The 17,065-nt window shown below is 70.3% G+C and carries 20 protein-coding genes; 10 read left to right on the forward strand and 10 right to left on the reverse strand.

Annotated features, from left to right (window positions below):
* Positions 1-11 precede the first annotated feature (11 nt).
* A complete protein-coding gene (locus EST92_RS13605; RefSeq protein ID WP_129281194.1) occupies positions 12-407 on the forward strand; it encodes a cytidine deaminase in 396 nt (131 codons plus the stop codon).
* 61 nt (positions 408-468) lie between these two features.
* Here EST92_RS13605 and EST92_RS13610 read toward each other — a convergent pair whose 3' ends face one another.
* The gene (locus EST92_RS13610) at positions 469-915 is read right to left on the reverse strand and encodes a GNAT family N-acetyltransferase (RefSeq protein ID WP_129281195.1); all 447 of its coding nucleotides are present in this window, start codon (positions 913-915) and stop codon (positions 469-471) included.
* Positions 916-1,060: 145 nt separating this feature from the next.
* On the opposite strand from EST92_RS13610, the gene cutA reads away from it, so the two are divergent.
* Positions 1,061-1,384, forward strand: coding sequence for a divalent-cation tolerance protein CutA (cutA, locus tag EST92_RS13615; protein ID WP_129281196.1), 324 nt, complete (start codon positions 1,061-1,063; stop codon positions 1,382-1,384).
* A 128-nt stretch (positions 1,385-1,512) separates the two neighbouring features.
* Here the strand turns inward: cutA and EST92_RS13620 are convergent, their stop codons facing one another.
* The gene (locus EST92_RS13620) at positions 1,513-1,980 is read right to left on the reverse strand and encodes an NUDIX domain-containing protein (protein WP_129281197.1); all 468 of its coding nucleotides are present in this window, start codon (positions 1,978-1,980) and stop codon (positions 1,513-1,515) included.
* The gene (locus tag EST92_RS13625; protein WP_129281198.1) at positions 1,973-2,728 is read right to left on the reverse strand and encodes a DUF5919 domain-containing protein; all 756 of its coding nucleotides are present in this window, start codon (positions 2,726-2,728) and stop codon (positions 1,973-1,975) included. The genes EST92_RS13620 and EST92_RS13625 overlap by 8 nt, the downstream gene beginning before the upstream one ends.
* Positions 2,729-3,059: 331 nt before the next feature.
* On the opposite strand from EST92_RS13625, the gene EST92_RS13635 reads away from it, so the two are divergent.
* The 4 genes from EST92_RS13635 to EST92_RS13650 all read left to right on the forward strand — a co-directional run bounded on the left by EST92_RS13635 (position 3,060) and on the right by EST92_RS13650 (position 6,807).
* Positions 3,060-3,431 (forward strand): hypothetical protein, encoded by a 372-nt coding sequence (locus EST92_RS13635; RefSeq protein ID WP_129281199.1) that lies wholly within the window; start codon positions 3,060-3,062, stop codon positions 3,429-3,431.
* Positions 3,432-3,768: 337 nt separating this feature from the next.
* Positions 3,769-4,566 carry a hypothetical protein gene (locus tag EST92_RS13640; protein WP_129281200.1) on the forward strand — a complete coding sequence of 266 codons (798 nt, stop codon included), beginning with the start codon at positions 3,769-3,771 and terminating at the stop codon, positions 4,564-4,566.
* Positions 4,567-4,838: 272 nt separating this feature from the next.
* Positions 4,839-6,116: a thymidine phosphorylase gene (locus EST92_RS13645; protein ID WP_129281201.1), complete on the forward strand. Its 1,278-nt coding sequence runs from the start codon at positions 4,839-4,841 to the stop codon at positions 6,114-6,116.
* A gap of 97 nt (positions 6,117-6,213) precedes the next feature.
* Positions 6,214-6,807: a Uma2 family endonuclease gene (locus EST92_RS13650; protein WP_129250978.1), complete on the forward strand. Its 594-nt coding sequence runs from the start codon at positions 6,214-6,216 to the stop codon at positions 6,805-6,807.
* A gap of 96 nt (positions 6,808-6,903) precedes the next feature.
* Here the strand turns inward: EST92_RS13650 and EST92_RS13655 are convergent, their stop codons facing one another.
* The gene (locus EST92_RS13655) at positions 6,904-8,223 is read right to left on the reverse strand and encodes an MFS transporter (RefSeq protein ID WP_129281202.1); all 1,320 of its coding nucleotides are present in this window, start codon (positions 8,221-8,223) and stop codon (positions 6,904-6,906) included.
* Positions 8,224-8,318: 95 nt separating this feature from the next.
* Between EST92_RS13655 and EST92_RS13660 the strand changes: the two genes are divergently transcribed.
* On the forward strand, positions 8,319-9,299 hold the full coding sequence (locus EST92_RS13660) for a LysR family transcriptional regulator (protein ID WP_129281203.1): 981 nt from the start codon (positions 8,319-8,321) through the stop codon (positions 9,297-9,299).
* A gap of 64 nt (positions 9,300-9,363) precedes the next feature.
* On the opposite strand, the gene EST92_RS13665 is transcribed toward EST92_RS13660, so the two are convergent.
* Positions 9,364-10,170 carry an alpha/beta hydrolase gene (locus tag EST92_RS13665; protein ID WP_129250981.1) on the reverse strand — a complete coding sequence of 269 codons (807 nt, stop codon included), beginning with the start codon at positions 10,168-10,170 and terminating at the stop codon, positions 9,364-9,366.
* Between the two features lie 103 nt (positions 10,171-10,273).
* On the opposite strand from EST92_RS13665, the gene EST92_RS13670 reads away from it, so the two are divergent.
* Positions 10,274-11,434, forward strand: coding sequence for an adenosine deaminase (locus tag EST92_RS13670; RefSeq protein ID WP_129250982.1), 1,161 nt, complete (start codon positions 10,274-10,276; stop codon positions 11,432-11,434).
* Between the two features lie 142 nt (positions 11,435-11,576).
* Entirely contained in the window at positions 11,577-11,861 is a 285-nt protein-coding gene (locus tag EST92_RS13675) for a hypothetical protein (RefSeq protein WP_129281204.1), read from the forward strand.
* A gap of 151 nt (positions 11,862-12,012) precedes the next feature.
* Here EST92_RS13675 and EST92_RS13680 read toward each other — a convergent pair whose 3' ends face one another.
* The 5 genes from EST92_RS13680 to afsQ1 all read right to left on the reverse strand — a co-directional run bounded on the left by EST92_RS13680 (position 12,013) and on the right by afsQ1 (position 15,971).
* Positions 12,013-12,222 (reverse strand): PspC domain-containing protein, encoded by a 210-nt coding sequence (locus tag EST92_RS13680; protein ID WP_129250984.1) that lies wholly within the window; start codon positions 12,220-12,222, stop codon positions 12,013-12,015.
* Positions 12,223-12,268: 46 nt separating this feature from the next.
* Positions 12,269-12,823, reverse strand: a complete 555-nt coding sequence (locus EST92_RS13685) for a VanZ family protein (protein ID WP_161981737.1) — start codon at positions 12,821-12,823, stop codon at positions 12,269-12,271.
* A 66-nt stretch (positions 12,824-12,889) separates the two neighbouring features.
* The gene (locus EST92_RS13690; protein WP_254068802.1) at positions 12,890-13,516 is read right to left on the reverse strand and encodes a hypothetical protein; all 627 of its coding nucleotides are present in this window, start codon (positions 13,514-13,516) and stop codon (positions 12,890-12,892) included.
* Complete coding sequence (locus tag EST92_RS13695; protein WP_129281205.1) at positions 13,513-15,297, reverse strand: HAMP domain-containing sensor histidine kinase; 1,785 nt, start codon at positions 15,295-15,297, stop codon at positions 13,513-13,515. The genes EST92_RS13690 and EST92_RS13695 overlap by 4 nt, the downstream gene beginning before the upstream one ends.
* Positions 15,294-15,971 (reverse strand): two-component system response regulator AfsQ1, encoded by a 678-nt coding sequence (gene afsQ1, locus EST92_RS13700; protein WP_026169550.1) that lies wholly within the window; start codon positions 15,969-15,971, stop codon positions 15,294-15,296. Before afsQ1 ends, EST92_RS13695 begins: the two co-directional genes overlap by 4 nt.
* Before the next feature lie 225 nt (positions 15,972-16,196).
* Between afsQ1 and EST92_RS13705 the strand changes: the two genes are divergently transcribed.
* The gene (locus EST92_RS13705) at positions 16,197-17,009 is read left to right on the forward strand and encodes a SigE family RNA polymerase sigma factor (protein ID WP_129281206.1); all 813 of its coding nucleotides are present in this window, start codon (positions 16,197-16,199) and stop codon (positions 17,007-17,009) included.
* Positions 17,010-17,065: the final 56 nt, after the last annotated feature.

Below are 17,065 nucleotides of genomic sequence, written 5' to 3' on the forward strand. Positions count from 1 at the left end.
GAGGCTTCGGCATGAGCACACCTCCCGACTGGGAGTCGCTACGGCGGCAGGCCCGGGACGCGATGTCCCGGGCCTACGCCCCGTACTCCGGCTACCCCGTGGGCGCAGCCGCCCTCGTGGACGACGGCCGCACCCTCACCGGCTGCAACGTCGAGAACGCCTCGTACGGCCTCGGCCTGTGCGCCGAATGCGGCCTGATCTCCGCCCTGTTCGCCACTGGCGGCGGCCGCCTGACCGCCTTCACCTGCGTCGACCGCACCGGCGACCTCCTCGTCCCGTGCGGCCGCTGCCGCCAGCTCCTGTGGGAACACGGCGGGCCGGACCTCCTGGTCGACACGGCGGCGGGCATCCGCCCGCTGTCGGAGCTGCTGCCGGACGCGTTCGGGGCGGGGCATTTGAGGGGGTGACGGGGCCGTCGGGGGAGCCGGGAGCCTCGAGCCGGCGGGCTCCACCCGGGCTGCAGAAGCATCAGGACCGCGCAAGCCGCAGGTCGATCCACGGAATGCTGTCGCCCGGCAGCAGATATCGCTCGGTCTCGACGAACCCGTGCTTGAGCGCGAACCGCAGCCCGTCCTCGTTGGAGGACAGCACGACGGTCTCGATCACCTGGGCCCCGAGCTCCCGCGCCCGGCCGATCCCGCGCGCATACAGCTCCTCCCCGAACCCCTGACCACGATGACCTTCGAGCACCCGGGCAATCACCGTGGCCGTCAGCGTGCCCTCGGCAGGCGGACGCACCGTGCTGCACCCGACGAGCTCGCAACCGACGTACGCGACCTCCAAGTGGTGTCTGTGTGCCCGCTCCCGCACCTCCTCCAGCGAGAGGAGGTGCGTAGGAATGATCACGTTATGGACGTGCTGCCAGTACTTGAGGGCGACGTCCCCGACCGGCTGCTGAATGCGAAGATCAGACATCGCAGCAGGAGACCGGAGTCGCCTCTGGACGTCAACTCTGTTTGCTACGGCGACGATCTGCTGGTGCCGTCGAAGGTGCTCTCGGCCCGCGATAGCCACTTGTAGCGGCGCCCACGGTCTGCCGGTGCGCCGCTACAGTCGCCGCATGACTGACTTCCTTCAGGTGTCCACGGCAACGGAGAACCGCGAAGCGGCTGTGAAGCTGGCGCAGTCGGTTGTCTCAGCACGTCTCGCAGCCGGGGCGCAGATCGTTGGGCCGGTCGGGTCCGTGTTCTGGCACCAGGGCGAGTTCGGCTCGGGCGAGGAATGGCAGCTGGTCCTCAAGATCCGCGCCGACCGGTACGACGAGGTCGAGGCGCATCTGCTCAAGCATCACTCCTGGCGAAACCCGGAAGTCTCCGCAATTCCGATCGTCGCCGGGGCGGATGCGTACCTGCACTGGCTGAAGACGACCACGGCACCGGACTGACCTCAGGCCTGCGCCAGTTCCCCCCACCGTCACCGTCGCAACAACCTCAACCGCTGTTCAGTGACGGCTCCGCAAATTCCAGACGCGACGGCCGGAGAGGATGGGAAGATGCACCTCCCGTGTGTCGCCTACCGAGCCGCCGGCATCTCGCCATCCCGCCAGTCGTTCAGGCGCTTTCGGATGCTGTCGACCATCGGGAGCGCGTCGATTTTTCCGGGCTCGAACCATCGGACGTCCGTCGACTCTTCGGACACTGCGAGTTGGCCTCCCAGGGGTCTCGCCAGGAAGCAGATGGAGAACTCTTGCCGCACTTCGCCATCGTCGTAGGCGAACACGTGATGGGGGTTGGTGTAGGTGCCGACGATTCCCACGATCTCGACATGGAACCCGGTCTCTTCGCGGGTCTCCCGAATGGCGCACTCCGGAAGTGACTCGCCAATCTGCATGGCGCCACCGGGAAGTGCCCACATGTCATTGTCGCGTCGACGCTGAAGCAGGACGCGCCCGGAGTCATCGACCACGATCGCCGACGCCGCCGGAACCAAGCTGTTCGCGGCGGGAGCATGAGGGTCGTTCTCGTAGTCGCGCCTACCCATTGCCGCTGCTTTCCCACACCGGATTTCCCCTGCCCCATAGTTCTTCCACGTGCGAGGCGAAGCGGTCGAACATGCCGTCGTCCTGGTGGCGCCGTAGATGCAGTGTGGGGGCATCGTGCCCGACACTGTGTGTCAGCAGCGGCGTAACGATCATGTCGTCATCGAAGCGGAACACCGACAGGTGCGCGTGCCCATCGCTGAATCTCGCATCAATTCCTGGTTGCCTTCTGATCTTCTCCAGCTCGGCGAGTGTCACGCGAATACGTGTCGACAAGGTGAGTGCGGCATCTTCATCGCGCTCGCGTGAACGCGTGAGGTCGCTGTCGGGACTACCGAGAAGAAACCGAACTCGGCACCCCTGGGCGGCTTTCCGCTGTAATGCTGTGCCGAACCGTGCTTGTTCGAGCCACAGAAAGTAGTTGGTATAACCCGCGAAGGTAAGCTCACGCTCTGCCTTGGTGATCAGAGATCGCCACAGCGAGGCGGGGCAGCCGGACCGGTACGGATAGACGGAAACGACCTCGCGGTCGGGACCAACCTTTATCGCTTTCCTTGCGGCTGTTGGCCACAACACCGCCTCGTCCTCTCCGAGTGCCTCGCAGACGGCCCACCGGTGCCGGGCGTGGGGAACGCGTCCGGTCTCGGTGATCCATCGGCCGACGGTCTTGATGTCGACGCCACACCTCTCGGCTAATTGGCGATCCGTCAGGTGCGCCTGCAGCAGGGCGCGGCGTAGTGCTTCGTTCACAAGTACCCCTAAGGACGTTGGGCACGCTTCACGCGGTACGTCATCTCCGTGTCCAACGGTCGCGGAGCGGAGTAGGAACGCCCCGCCAAACGCGGAAGCGTGGCGGCGAGCACACCCCCCGCGACGCTGCATGAGCGGCATGCGTCGGGGGCCTGGCCACCAACCCCTGGGAGATTGACGACATGCCCCACACCATCGCGAGAGCGGTCGCGCCGCTGTTGCAGCTGGTACTGCCCTCGCGCGGACGCCATCGGTCCGCCGGCTCCTTGCCCGTGACGTACGGAGCCGAGGCCGGCCCCCGCTGGATTCACGGTATGAAGGCGGCAGGCTGATGCCCCCAACCGATACGCCGCGGCTACTGCCCTGGCCGAGCGCGGACGGGAGCCCGTGCTTCCTCGTAGGCGACGGGTCCGGCTACGTGTCCCGTATCGCCGACGAGATGGAGGCGGCGCAGCTCGACTCCGCCGGCGAACTCATCGAGGAAGCGTGCCGCATCCTTGCCGCCCGGACGTGGACTCCCGGGGAAATTCACCTGCTGGCCGTGGAGTTGCTCAGCTCCCTCGTCGACGTGCGCCGGGTGGCGGAGAGCCGGGGCGCGCGCCTGCCCGTGCCGGACGATGACGGGCCCGATGCCGATGAAGGTCCCGGTCATCACGACATCGGTGGCGAGGGCAGCGGGCTGCGGCTTCCGGCGGAGGCGTAAAAAAGGCCGCCAAGCCTGTGGTCGTACGCCTCCGGGCTCGTGGTCGATGTCCTGGAAGCTCGTGGTGGAGAGGTTCTGAACAACGGTCCCCACTACGGACAATTCGGATTTCCGCAGTCTTACCAGGATTTCGTAGACGGGTCGTTGCGTCGCTTCGTTGAATTGCCCGCACAGCCGATCGGGGAATCGGCGCCGAGGAAATTCGCGAAGTGCGATCGGCCATCGGCCGGCACCGGACAGAAAGAACCCAATGACGAGACCGAGTACGGCTATGACACGAGGTGGGCGCACCGAAGGCCGCACCTCCCTGTACCGCGTACTGATCACTTTCGTTGCGATGATCTCCGTCGCGGGCGGCGCCCTCGTGGGGACCGCGGGCCCCGCACAGGCGATGCGGAACAGCGACGGCAAGGTGGAGATACACCAGAAGGACCTGGACACCAGCAGGAAGGTGCCGGGCGTCGTCTATCGCGGGGAACCGATCATCCAGGGATCCACCCGCGATCCGAACGAGGTGTTCCGTGACGGATTCACCTCCAGGGGCACGAACTACGACCTGCCGCGTCACCTGCACGGGGGCACCGGGAACCAGGACTCCGGCTACATCAGCACCAGCGCCGATCCCGACCCGGCCCAGACGTTCGCCCTCCAGCCGACGGGCAACGTGCGCACCAACGAGGACGGCACCAGAACCGATGTCTACGAGGGCTGGGTCTATGACATCCGCGGACAGGGCAACATGATCTACCTTCCGGACCAGATCACCCCGGGCTCCGACCTCGATCATTTCCGCAGCCAGGAGGAATGGGCCGCGATCCGGCACATCAACCCCGAGGACATCATCCAGGCGACCCGCTACCGGCAGGAGGTCACGATCGACGCCACCGGGCAGCGACGCCGCGGCGCGATCGAGCAGCGCGGCCACCTGGTGAACCCGAACGCCGACGCGAACGGGAACGGTTACGACCCGGACGGCGACAAGGACGCCAAGTGGAACGCCCAGGTGGAGGTCGGCCTGACCGCGCCCAACTCCCCCCGCAACCTGTGCGCGGGCGCGACCAGCGGAGACAAGAACAGCACCCACGACGAACTGAAGAAGCGGTCGATCGACTGCAAGGAGCTGGAGCCGAAGTAAGGGCCTGGGGCCGGAGCAGGGACCTGGAGCCGAAGTAGCGACGAACCTTACGCAGGGAACCCGGGGATGGGTTCTGAGCCCCACGGCTCAGAACCCATCCCCCGTGTCCTTCCCGCCACTGCTCGCGACAGGCCGCTTCGCCGACCGGATGCAGCACACCGCGCCCAGGGGCTGCCGCCAGGGGCCGCCCCCAGGGGCGGCCGCCCGCCGCCCCTGGCCACCCCCACGTCTATGCGTGTAGAACGGACCTACCCGTTCGAAAGGAACCGTCCATGGACGTCATCTCCGTCATCCGTACCAAGCGCGACCGCGGCGAGCTGACCCCCGCTCAGATCGACTGGGTCATCGACGCCTACACCCGCGGCGAGGTCGCCCACGAGCAGATGTCGTCCCTGGCGATGGCCATCTTCCTCAACGGCATGAACCGCACGGAGATCGCCCGCTGGACGGCCGCGATGATCGCCTCCGGTGAGCGCATGGACTTCTCGTCCCTGCCCCGCCCCACCGCCGACAAGCACTCCACCGGCGGCGTCGGCGACAAGATCACCCTCCCGCTCGCCCCGCTCGTCGCCGCCTGCGGCGCGGCCGTCCCGCAGCTCTCCGGCCGGGGTCTGGGTCACACCGGTGGCACCCTCGACAAGCTGGAGGCCATCCCCGGCTGGCGCGCGACGCTCTCCAATGCCGAGATGCTGGACGTGCTGCGCGACGTCGGCTCGGTCATCTGTGCCGCCGGCGACGGACTGGCGCCCGCCGACAAGAAGCTCTACGCGCTCCGCGATGTCACCGGCACCGTCGAGTCCATCCCGCTCATCGCCTCCTCGATCATGTCCAAGAAGATCGCCGAGGGCACCGGCTCCCTCGTCCTGGACGTCAAGGTCGGCTCCGGCGCCTTCATGAAGCACCTCGATGACGCCCGCGAACTGGCCTCCACCATGGTCGAGTTGGGTACCGATCACGGGGTGCGGACGGTCGCCCTGCTCACCGACATGGCCACCCCGCTCGGCCGGACGGCCGGCAACGCCCTCGAAGTCCGGGAATCCGTCGAGGTGCTGGCCGGCGGCGGCCCCCAGGACGTCGTCGACCTCACCCTCGCCCTCGCCCGGGAAATGCTCGACGCGGCCGGCCTCAAGGACGCCGACCCGGCCAAGGCGCTGGCCGACGGCTCCGCCATGGACCACTGGCGCCGCATGATCTCCGCCCAGGGCGGCGACCCCGACGCGGCCCTCCCGGTCGCCCGCGAACAGCATGTCGTCGCCGCCTCCTCCTCCGGCACCCTCACCACCCTCGACGCCTACGCCGTCGGCCTCGCCGCCTGGCGCCTGGGCGCCGGCCGCGCCCGCAAGGAGGACCCGGTCCAGGCGGGCGCGGGCATCGAAATGCACGCCAAGCCGGGCGACACGGTCACCGCCGGCCAGCCCCTGCTGACCCTGCACACCGACACCCCCGAGAAGTTCCCCTACGCCCTGGAGGCCCTCGACGGCGGCGTCCTCGTCGGCCCCGAGGACACGGCCTTCGCCGCCACCCCGGTGGTGCGGGAACGTATCGCCTGACCTGCGGTTTTCCCGTACGGGTGAACGGGATCGGTGGACCTGCACCGGTCCCGTTCGGCATGCTGGGATCGGTGACGTACCGATAGAGGAGCACACCATGGCAGCAGTATTCGCTGAGCGCCCCCACCGAGCTGATGCATCAGGCTGGGAAGAGGCACTGAGGATCTGGGAGCGGACGAACGCCCCGGAGGGCTGCAAGGTGGAGATCATCGAGGGGATCGTCACCGTGGCACCACCGCCGGAGAGCGACCACAACGACACAGCGGACGAGCTTCAGCGCCTGCTGTACACCGTCATCCCCCGGGACTGGGGGATCTACCAGACCCAAGGGCTGACCGTTCCCGGCAGGCAGGGGCTGTTCGTTCCTGACTTGGCCGTCATCCCCAAGAAGCTGCTGCCGCGTCCGCGTGAGCGCCGGACAGCTGACGTGGCCCGGCTGATCGTCGAGATCACCTCCAGCTCCAACGCGAATCATGATCGCATCGAGAAGCTGAACGGCTACGCGGCAGCCGGTGTGCCGTTGTACCTTCTGTTGGATCCCTGGCACTCCGGAAAGCCGACCGCAACCCTGTACGGAGAGCCGGCGGGTGGTTTGTACAGGGTGCTCGAGACCGTGAAGTACGGCGATGAGATGCACCTTCCCGCGCCGTTCGAGGTCACCGTCGATACGGCACTCTTTCCCGCCGGGTGAGGAAGCTGACGACGAAGAACCCGCCCCACCAGGACAGGTGGCAGGACGGGCTCTTCGGACCGAGGGGCCTGAGGGGCCGGACGGGCCTGAGGGGCGTTACGCGGCCTGTTCCAGCCGCAGCAGCCTCTGCTCGGCCACGGCCTTGCGGGTGGCGTAGAGGGTGATCGAGGCGGCGCCGACCATCGCGGCGAGGCCGAGGAGGACGGTGCCCTCCCAGCCGACGGCGTAGAAGGCGGCGGCGCCGAGTGCCCCGCCCAGGCTGCTGCCGGTGTAGTACGCGCACTGGTAGAGGGCCGACGCCTGGGCGCGGGCCGTCTTGGCCGTGCGGCTGACCGAGGACGAGGCGACCGCGTGGCCCGCGAAGAAGCCCGCGGTGATCAGGATGAGCCCCGCCAGCACGGCGTACACGGAGTCGGCCAGCGAGAGCAGCAGACCCGTGGAGGTGGTGCCGACGGCCAGGTAGAGGGCGCCGCGCCGGCCCGTGCGGGCGACCAGCTTGCCGGCCGCGGCCGAGGAGACCGTACCGACCAGATAGACCACGAAGATCGAACCGATGACGCCCTGCGGGAGGTTGAACGGATCGGAGACCAGGCGGTAGCCGATGACCGTGTAGACCGCGCCGAAGACCGTCATGAACAGCCCGCCGATGGCGTAGAGCCGGCGCAGCAGCGGATCGGCGAGGTGACCGCCGAGGGTGCGGGCCAGCGCCCGCGGGCCCACCGAACGGGCCGCGAAATGCCGGGCCTTGGGGACCAGCAGCCGGAACGTCACCGCGCAGACCACGGCCAGCACACCCACCGCGCCGAGCGCGGCCCGCCAGCCCCAGGCCTGGGCCACCCAGCCGGTCACGATCCGGCCGGACATCCCGCCGATGCTGTTGCCCGCCACGAACAGTCCGATGGCCGCCACCAGGGCCTTGGCCCGTACCTCCTCGGCCAGGAACGCCATCGCCGACGCCGGCAGCCCGGCCAGCGCCACGCCCTGGACGCCGCGCAGCGCGATCAGGACGCCGAGCGACGGGGCGAACGGCACCAGCAGCGCGATCAGCGTGGCCACCGAGAGGGACACCGTCATCAGCGTGCGCCGGCCGAATCGCTCGGAGACCGCGCTCAGCGGGATCACGCCCAGCGCCAGGCCCAAGGTGGCCGCGGACACGGTCCAGCTGGCCTGATCGGGGCTCACCCCGAGGTCGGTGGAGATCGCGGGCAGCAGCGCCTGCGTGGAGTAGAGCAGCGCGAAGGTGGCCACTCCGGCGGCGAAGAGGGCGAAGCTCATCCGGCGGTAGCCGGGGCCGCCCGGCCGCAGCTTGCCCGACTCGGGGTCGGGCGCGGCGGCGGAGGAAGAGGAGCCGGTGGACGACAAGGGAGAGGCGGCCGCACGGTCGGTGACGGACGCCCCGGTATCAGCGGGAGGCATGGTTCGAAAGTAGGCCTCTGTGTTTCATGCGTCCAATGCATGGAAACGGCATAATCGATGCTGTGACACATGATCGCAGGTCAGGAGAGCCTCTGTTGCAAGGTCGCAACAGAAAAGACGCCGCAACGTCAGCTCGCGGCAGCGGGGAGGCGGAGGCGGCCGAGCTCGGCACCGGCTCCTGGGCGGCCGTCCTCGCCCCGCGGCTCGCGCAGTTCACCGCCGTCGCCCGGCACGAACACGTCACCCGCGCCGCCCTGGAACTCGGCATCCCGCAGCCCACCCTCAGCCGTGCCCTGGTCCGCCTGGAAGGCGACCTCGGCGTCGCCCTCTTCGCCCGGCACGGCCGCACCCTCTCCCTCACCCCGGCCGGCCGCGCCTTCCTCGCCTCCACCGAACGGGCCCTGACGGACCTGGAACGGGCGACCGAATCCGTACGGGCCGACGTCGACCCCGCCGCCGGGAAGGTGGCGTTCGGCTTTCTGCACACCATGGGCTCGGAGACCGTGCCCGGCCTGATCCGCAGCTTCCGTGCCGACCACCCGCGGGTGCGCTTCCAGCTCGTCCAGAACTACGGTGAGGCGATGATCGAGCGGCTCCGCGCCGGCGACCTCGACCTGTGCCTGACCTCGCCGGTGCCCGACTACCCGGACCTGGTCGCCCGCCGGCTCGACGAGCAGAAGCTGCGCCTGGTCGTCCCGGACGACCACCCGCTGGCCGCCCGCAAGCGGATCCGGCTCGCGGAGGCGGCCGGGGAGCTGTTCGTGACCCTCGAACCGGGCTACGGGCTGCGCCGGATCACCGATGCGCTGTGCGCCGAGGCGGGCTTCACCCCGCGGGTCGCGTTCGAGGGGGAGGAGGCCGAGACGCTGCGCGGACTGGTCGCGGCGGGGCTGGGGGTGGCGCTGCTGCCGCCGCCCGCCGTGCCGCGGCCCGGCGTGGCCGAGCTGACCGTCACCGCGCCGCGGGCGGTCCGCGAGATCGGCGTCGCCTGGCTGGAGGGCCACCCGGACACCCCGCCGGTGGCCGCGTTCAAGAAGTTCCTGCTGAGCCGGCGGGGGAAACTGCTGCCCAGGTGACGGGGGGGGCCGACCGGGACGGCTGGTGCCCAGGTGACGGGCGCGCGGCCGGGGCCCACCGCGCTCAGTGCCGCAGCGACGCACCGAAGCCCGCCGCCAGCGGCATCCGCAGCCCCAGCGGCGGCGGCGCGGCGAGCGCGTCCCGCACCGGCCGGGCGAAGCCCCGCGCGAACAGCGAACCCAGCAGGAAGTCGGCCGCCAGGGCCTGGACTTCGCCGCGGTGCTGGTGCAGCGAGTGGCCGTCGGAGTGCACCTCGAAGCGGCAGGTGTCGCGGTTGACCTTCTTGGCGCGCTCGGCGTAGCGGTAGGACAGATCGGGGTCGGTGCGCTCGTCGTTGGTGCCGTGCACCAGCAGGACCTGCCGGCCGATGAGCTGTTTGACCGGATCGGGCTGCGCCCGGTCCTGCCGCGGGTCGGGCAGCCAAGGAGCCAGCGCCAGCACGGAGTTGACGGCCGGATGGCCGGCGGCGTGCAGCGCGGCGCGGGCGCCCATGCCCGTCCCCACCAGGCAGACCGGCACATCGCCGTAGCGGCGCACGACCTCCTCCAGGGCCCAGGCCGCATCGCCTGCCGGATGGGCCGCGGTCCCGTTCCAGCCGCTGTGGCGGTAGCGCACGACATGGGCGGTCAAGCCCTCGGGCCGCCCCGCCTTCGCCAGCCGGCGCGCCAGCGGACGCATCGCCAGCGCCGACACCGGGGACGGCCGCCGCACCCCCGTCGGCCCGCCGCCGGGCAGCAGCAGTGCCACCCCGCTGACCTCCCGGCCGCCACCACCCCTCCACCGGAGCGCCTCGCGCACCCCGTCCCTGCCACTCGTTCCCAGCGGTTTTCCCAGCCGGGCTTCACGCACCGGCAGTGCTTGCTGAGCCATGACCAGAACGATGGCAGATGGTGAGGTGCCCGCCACCCTGCGGACGGGTCACTGTTACGTATCGTTCGGCGCTATCTACGCGCGTAGGGGCTAGAGTGCCGAAATGACGAGCGAGACCACCACCCTTCCGACCAGTGAACAGATCCGCCGCGCCCCCAAGGTGCTGCTCCACGACCACCTGGACGGCGGCCTGCGCCCCGCCACCGTCGTCGAGCTGGCCCGCGAGTCCGGCTACGAGCAACTGCCCGAAACCGACCCGGAAAAGCTCGGGGTCTGGTTCCGTGAGGCCGCCGACTCCGGCTCGCTGGAGCGCTACCTGGAGACCTTCGCGCACACCTGCGCCGTCATGCAGACCCGCGACGCGCTGGCCCGGGTGGCCGCCGAGTGCGCCGAGGACCTGGCCGCCGACGGTGTCGTGTACGCCGAGGTCCGCTACGCGCCCGAGCAGCACCTGGAGCAGGGGCTGACCCTCGAAGAGGTCGTCGAGGCCGTCAACGAGGGCTTCCGCGAGGGCGAGCGGCGGGCCCGGGAGAACGGCCACCGCATCCGCGTCGGCGCCCTGCTGACCGCCATGCGGCACGCCGCCCGCGCCCTGGAGATCGCCGAACTCGCCAACCGCTACCGCGACACCGGCGTCGTCGGCTTCGACATCGCGGGCGCCGAGGCCGGCTACCCGCCCACCCGCCACCTCGACGCCTTCGAGTACCTCAAGCGGGAGAACAACCACTTCACCATCCACGCCGGTGAGGCCTTCGGCCTGCCGTCCATCTGGCAGGCCCTGCAGTGGTGCGGCGCCGACCGCCTCGGCCACGGCGTCCGGATCATCGACGACATCGAGGTCGCCGACGACGGCTCGGTCAAGCTCGGCCGGCTCGCCTCGTACGTACGGGACAAGCGCATCCCGCTGGAGATGTGCCCGACGTCCAACCTCCAGACCGGCGCCGCCCCGTCCTACGCGGAGCACCCCCTCGGCCTGCTGCGCCGGCTGCAGTTCCGGCTCACCGTCAACACCGACAACCGGCTGATGAGCGGGACGAATATGTCCCGCGAATTCGAGCACCTGGTCAAGACATTTCGATACACGCTCGATGACATGCAGTGGTTCACAGTCAATGCGATGAAATCAGCGTTCATTCCTTTCGATGAACGCCTGGCCATGATCAATGACGTCATCAAGCCCGGTTATGCGGAACTCCGGGCCGAATGGCTGTTCCGCCCGGCGGGCACAACGCCCGCTGTGAGCAGTGATTCTGACCCTGCGTAAGGGAAAGCGCGAGCGCATAGCGCAACGGCCGGTGGATTGTCCACCGGCCGTTTTTGCATTCGCCGCGGCTGTTTGCGGCGCCGGTTGGCACATCAGTAGGTTGATTGGCCGGTCAAGCCCCCATCAACGAGGACGTAATTCGATGAAGCAGGGAACCATCAAGACTCTCGGTGTCGCCGCCCTCGGCGCCGCCTTCGCCGTCACCGCCGCGGGCGTCGCCAGCGCGGCCCCGGCGGTCGCCGCCGGGGACACCACCGGCGTGCTGCACAGCCTGCCGGTGAAGGACGCCGCCAAGACCGTCTCCGGTCTCACCAAGACCAAGTCGGCCGGCAACGACGTCAAGACCAAGATGAACTCCCAGGGCAACAAGCTGCTGGGCGGCCTGCCGACCAGCGCCGTCACCAAGACCCTCCCCCTCGGTGGCTGAACCTCCCCCCAGGCCCGTCCCGTGAGGGACGCGCAGGGCACCCTGCCCCGGTCCTACGCCCTCGTGCGTACGGCCGGGGCAGTGCCGTGCGGCGGGGGAGCGGGCCGGGCGTGCGGCCAGCGGCCCGGACCGGGCCCGCCCGTCGGCCAGGTCACCAGGAGGTGGCGGCCTTGGCCCGGTCCTCGGAGGGCAGGAGGATCCACAGGGCCAGGTAGACCAGGAACTGCGGGCCGGGCAGCAGACACGACAGCACGAAGATCACGCGCATCGTCGTCGGTGTCGTGCCGAAGCGCTGGGCCAGGCCCGCGCACACTCCGGCGATCATCCGGTTGTTGCGGGGACGGACCAGTGCGGTAGCCATGACGGCGACTCCTTTGTGAGGTGGTGGGACGGTGTGTCCTGATGTCTCAACGGTAGGTCCGGCCGCCGGAGAGAACATCAGCCTGCGGAGCCACCTCGACCCTGGGGATCCTCGGGGTCCGCCCCCTGAGCCGCTCCTCCCGGCGGCGGAACCGGCGCCGGGCCGCTGGGACGACCGTCAGATGCACCAGGGCCACCCCGAGCGTGCCCAGCAGCACCGAGTCGATGTCCGGGACCCGTCCGGGCACCCCTGACTGCAGCAGCTCGATGGCCAGCGCGATCATCGCCCCGGCGAACGTGGTCCGGGCGAACGACACCAGCGGCGAAACGTTCAGCCGGCCCGCTGAAAGGGGCAGCAGCAGCCCCAGCGGCGCCAGCAGCAGCACGGAGCCGCCCAGATGCTGCACGGCCTGCCACGACGGGCCCAGCGCCAGCTCGGCGCGGATCGTCGCCAGTGGTTCCAGATTCGCGGCCGGCACCCACGGCACCGTACGAGGACGCAGCGTCAGCCAGCTGACGATCAGCAGATGCGCCACGAGGAGAAGCAGTCCGGTGACGCGCATACGGGGGGCGGCGGTGATGCCGGGGCCATGACGCTGCACACAGCCCAGGACGCCGCGAGCGGGGGCCGCGGTTCCGCCCCCTTGCACCCGTCTTGGCCCGCCCCTTCACCCCACGTCCGACAGCGGGTCCCCCCACCCGGCATTCTCCGCGATGTCCGGATTGGCCAGCACATCGGCCGAACAGTCGAAGCGGTGCGCCGTATCGTCGCCCGGCCCGCCCAGCACCGCCGCATGGGTCCGGCCCAGCGCCGTGCTCGCGCCGTAGGTGCACACCAGCTGCGCCAGCGCGAAGGACGGCAGATCGTCCGGCCGGATGCTGAGCCGCAGCGCATCCGACGGATCACCGGACCGCGGCCCCGTGACCTTCAGATGCGCCGGTAGCGCGCTGCTGAACCCGGCCTTCTCCTCGTCGGACGAGGGCCGCCGCTGCAACTCGGTCAGCAGCGCACGGGCGGTCGGCAGCCGCGGATCGGCGTCCGGCGACTCCTTGGGCAGCGTCACCGTCCGCTCCACCTGCGCCAGCGCCGAACCGCACACCAGATAGACGGTGGCCTGCGTGGTGCCCGGCGGGCCCGAAGCCGTCCCGGCCGCCGGCGCCTTGCAGCTCACCCGGGACGGCGCGCCGCCCGCGTCGACGGGGACGGACGTACCGCGGATCCCGCAGCCCGCCACGGCCAGCGCGAGCGCCGCCACGGCGCCGGCGCGCCGCCCTGTCCGCCTGGTCGGCGTCATCGGTCGCCCTCCGTGCCCTCGTCCGCCGCGCCGTCGTCCCGGCCGCGCTCCCGGTCGCCGCCCGCCAGCGGGGAGGCGTCCATCGGCAGCCGCAGTGTGAAGACCGCGCCGCCCTCGGGGAGGTTGGCCGCGGTGATCTCCCCGCCGTGGATGTGCGCGTTCTCCAGCGCGATCGACAGGCCCAGACCGCTGCCCTCCGACCGCGGCCGGGAGGCGCTCGCCTTGTAGAAGCGGTCGAAGACGTGCGGAAGGACCTCTTCCGGGATGCCGGGGCCATGATCCCGTACCCGGATCACCAGCGTCCCGCCCCCGGGCCGCCCCGCCTGCGCGCCGTGCCCGGACCGCTCCGGCCCGCCGTCCCCCGCACCGGCCCGCGCCCCGCTCTCCGCCTCAGGCCCGGCCGACGGGCCCGCCGCGTCGACGGCACTGAGGGCCGTGCTGCCCGTCCGGCCGCCCGCCCCGGCACCCGCCGCGTCCTCCGTGCGGACCGAAACCCGCACCGGCGAGCCGCCGTGCTTGAGGGCGTTGCCGATCAGATTCGCCAGGATCACATCCAGCCGCCGCGGATCCAGCCGGGCCACGATGCCGCGGTCCGCATCCAGATCGACCGCGTCCAACCACGCCCGGGCATCGATACAGGCGGTCACCTGGTCCGCGACATCGACATCGTCCAGCACCAGCCGGGCCGTGCCCGCGTCGAAGCGGGTGACCTCCATCAGATTCTCGACCAGGTCGTTCAGCCGCCGGGTCTCGCTGACCACCAGCTGCACCGCGGGCGCGATCATCGGATCGAGGGACTCCGCCTCCTCCTCCAGCACCTCGGAGACCGCGGTGATCGCGGTCAGCGGCGTCCGCAGCTCGTGCGACATGTCGGCGACGAACCGCCGGGACGCCGCCTCCCGCCCGCTCAGCTCCTCGACCCGCAGCTCCAGCCGCTCCGCCGTACGGTTGAACGTCCGCGAAAGGTCCGCGAGTTCATCGGTGCCGGTCACCCGCAGCCGGGTGTCCAGCCGCCCCTCGCCGAGCTGCCGCGCCGCATGCCCCAGCCGCTGGACGGGCCGCAGCACCGTCGTCGCCGCGGCCTGCGCCAGCAGCGCCGAGCCGACCAGCGCCAGCGCCGTCGCGATCCCCAGCGACCAGGCCAGCGAATTGAGGTCCTGCTGCTCGGCGGCGAGCGACTTGATCATGTAGCCGGTGGGGCCGCCGCCGGTCACCTTCGCCCCCGCCACCAGATAGGGGGTGTCCGCGACCTCCTTGCGCTGCCAGTACAGATGGTGCGCATAGCGGTTGGACTCATCGACCGGACGTGCCTCGTTGACCGCGGTACGCAGCGACCCCGGCACGGTGGTGAGCGTCAGCAGATCCTTGTCGGTGGTGGCCGCACAGTCCTTGCCGTTGCGGTCCACACCGATCAGCAGCACCGCGTAATTCTGCGGCCCGGCCGCCATCTGCCGCGCCGCGTCCTGGAGTTCGGCACAGCGCGGACGCAGCGGCAGCGACCGGGTGCTGTCCTCCAGCGCCTTGCGGAAATCGTTCAGGACGGCATTCTGGGTGCGGTCCAGCACCGTGTTGCGGTTGAGCCAGTACGCGATACCGGACGCGGACACCGCCGCGGTCAGCGCCACCAGCGCGAAGACCACCACCAGCCGCAGCCGCAGACTCGTCCAGCGCAGCAGCCCCGACGCCCGGCGCAGCAGCCGCAGCACCCGCCGGCCGCCCGCGGGCGCGCCCCCGCCGCCCGTGGCCTCCTCCGTAACGCCGTCCGCGGAACGTTCCCTCACTGCGGCGAATCCAGCCGGTAGCCGACACCGCGGACCGTACGGATCAGCGTCGGCGAGGACGGCACGTCCTCCACCTTCGCCCGCAGCCGCTGCACACACGCGTCCACCAGTCGCGAGTCACCGAGATAGTCGTGCTCCCACACCAGCCGCAGCAGCTGCTGGCGGGACAGCGCCTGCCCCGGCCGGCGGCTCAGCTCCAGCAGCAACCGCAACTCGGTCGGTGTCAGTTGCAGATCCTCGCCGTTCTTGGTGACCGTCATCGCCGAGCGGTCGATCACCAGCGAGCCGAACGTCGCCGAATCGCTCGACTCCCGCTCACCACGGCGCAGCACGGCCCGGATCCGGGCGTCCAGCACCCGCCCCTGCACCGGCTTGACCACATAATCGTCGGCGCCCGACTCCAGCCCCACCACGACGTCGATGTCATCGTTACGCGCGGTGAGCAGGATGATGGGCAGCTGGTCCGTCCGCCTGATCCGCCGGCACACCTCGAAGCCGTCGATGCCCGGCAGCATCACATCCAGCACGATCAGGTCCGGGCGCTGCTCACGCAGCAGCTTCAGGCCGTCCTCGCCCGTCGCCGCGGTCACCACACGGTGACCCTGGCGGGACAGCGAGAGTTCGAGGGCCGTGCGGATGGCGTCGTCGTCCTCGATCAGCAACAGGAAAGGCACCCGGCCATTCTGTCCCATGGGGCGCCGCGACATCGACCAGTGGCGCTCTCGTACACAAGCCCCGCACCCGCCGCACCCCCACGACGCGCCGCACCGGCCCCTGTGACAGGCCTGTGACAGTCGGCGGACAACGCGATGAAACTGGGTTGGCAGTCTTTTGGGCACCGGGAGAGATCAACAACCGGGACACACCGAACGAGCTGGCTCTACGACGGGGGGCGCGCGATGAACACACTGCACGGCACCACTAACAGCGCAGTCATCACGCGACTCCACGACGTCGTCAGGAACAGCGAGAAGTCCGGCATCGCAGGGGCCACCCCCCTGCGGGGAGCGTGCACCCGCGGCCCCGGACGTCAGCGGACGCCCTACCGGGTGGCCATCGACGCGACGACCGTGACGCTCAACGGGGGAAACGGGCAGCGCCTGGGAGACGCCGCCCACGGGGGAAACAACGGGGGAACGGAGTACGGGGAGGCCACGGGGGAACGGCGCTCCGCGTCGGAGGCGGCCGAGGCCGAAGCGGCCTTCACCGCCTACGTCCAGGAGCGCCGCGCCTCCCTGTACGCCACCGCCTACCACCTGACCGGTGACCGCTACGAGGCCGAGGACCTGCTGCAGAGCGCCCTGTTCTCGACCTACCGGGCCTGGGACCGGATCAGCGACAAGGCGGCGCTCGGCGGCTACCTGCGCCGCACCATGACCAACCTGCACATCAGCGCCTGGCGCCGGCGCAAGCTCAACGAATACCCGACCGAGGAACTGCCGGAGACGGCGGGCGACGTGGACGCGATGCGCGGCACCGAACTCCGCGCCGTGCTGTGGCAGGCGCTGGTCCGGCTGCCCGAGACCCAGCGCACCATGCTCGTACTGCGCTACTACGAGGGCCGCACGGACCCGGAGATCGCGGACATCCTCAACATCAGTGTCGGCACGGTCAAGTCGAGCATCTGGCGCGCCCTGCGCCGGCTGCGTGAGGACGAAGCCCTCAGCTTCGGCCGTGACGAGGAGGAGTCCTTCGGCGAGCTGGTGGCCTGAAGGACGGGGGGAAAGCCCGAGGGGGACCGGGGGGAAGCCCGAGGGGGATACGGGGG

Origin of the sequence: Streptomyces sp. TM32 (assembly GCF_004122755.1) — a bacterium.
Taxonomy (GTDB): domain Bacteria; phylum Actinomycetota; class Actinomycetes; order Streptomycetales; family Streptomycetaceae; genus Streptomyces; species Streptomyces sioyaensis.

Bases quoted from the DNA above. Each gene is read 5' to 3' on its own strand.
- EST92_RS13610 (WP_129281195.1), bottom strand. From the start codon at position 915: ATGTCTGATCTTCGCATTCAGCAGCCGGTCGGGGACGTCGCCCTCAAG.
- EST92_RS13690 (WP_254068802.1), bottom strand. From the start codon at position 13,516: ATGACGCCGACCAGGCGGACAGGGCGGCGCGCCGGCGCCGTGGCGGCG.
- EST92_RS13655 (WP_129281202.1), bottom strand. From the start codon at position 8,223: ATGCCTCCCGCTGATACCGGGGCGTCCGTCACCGACCGTGCGGCCGCC.
- EST92_RS13675 (WP_129281204.1), top strand. From the start codon at position 11,577: ATGAAGCAGGGAACCATCAAGACTCTCGGTGTCGCCGCCCTCGGCGCC.
- EST92_RS13640 (WP_129281200.1), top strand. From the start codon at position 3,769: ATGATCTCCGTCGCGGGCGGCGCCCTCGTGGGGACCGCGGGCCCCGCA.
- EST92_RS13645 (WP_129281201.1), top strand. From the start codon at position 4,839: ATGGACGTCATCTCCGTCATCCGTACCAAGCGCGACCGCGGCGAGCTG.
- EST92_RS13705 (WP_129281206.1), top strand. From the start codon at position 16,197: ATGAACACACTGCACGGCACCACTAACAGCGCAGTCATCACGCGACTC.
- cutA (WP_129281196.1), top strand. From the start codon at position 1,061: ATGACTGACTTCCTTCAGGTGTCCACGGCAACGGAGAACCGCGAAGCG.
- EST92_RS13650 (WP_129250978.1), top strand. From the start codon at position 6,214: ATGGCAGCAGTATTCGCTGAGCGCCCCCACCGAGCTGATGCATCAGGC.
- EST92_RS13670 (WP_129250982.1), top strand. From the start codon at position 10,274: ATGACGAGCGAGACCACCACCCTTCCGACCAGTGAACAGATCCGCCGC.
- EST92_RS13665 (WP_129250981.1), bottom strand. From the start codon at position 10,170: ATGGCTCAGCAAGCACTGCCGGTGCGTGAAGCCCGGCTGGGAAAACCG.
- EST92_RS13620 (WP_129281197.1), bottom strand. From the start codon at position 1,980: ATGGGTAGGCGCGACTACGAGAACGACCCTCATGCTCCCGCCGCGAAC.
- EST92_RS13680 (WP_129250984.1), bottom strand. From the start codon at position 12,222: ATGGCTACCGCACTGGTCCGTCCCCGCAACAACCGGATGATCGCCGGA.
- EST92_RS13635 (WP_129281199.1), top strand. From the start codon at position 3,060: ATGCCCCCAACCGATACGCCGCGGCTACTGCCCTGGCCGAGCGCGGAC.
- EST92_RS13605 (WP_129281194.1), top strand. From the start codon at position 12: ATGAGCACACCTCCCGACTGGGAGTCGCTACGGCGGCAGGCCCGGGAC.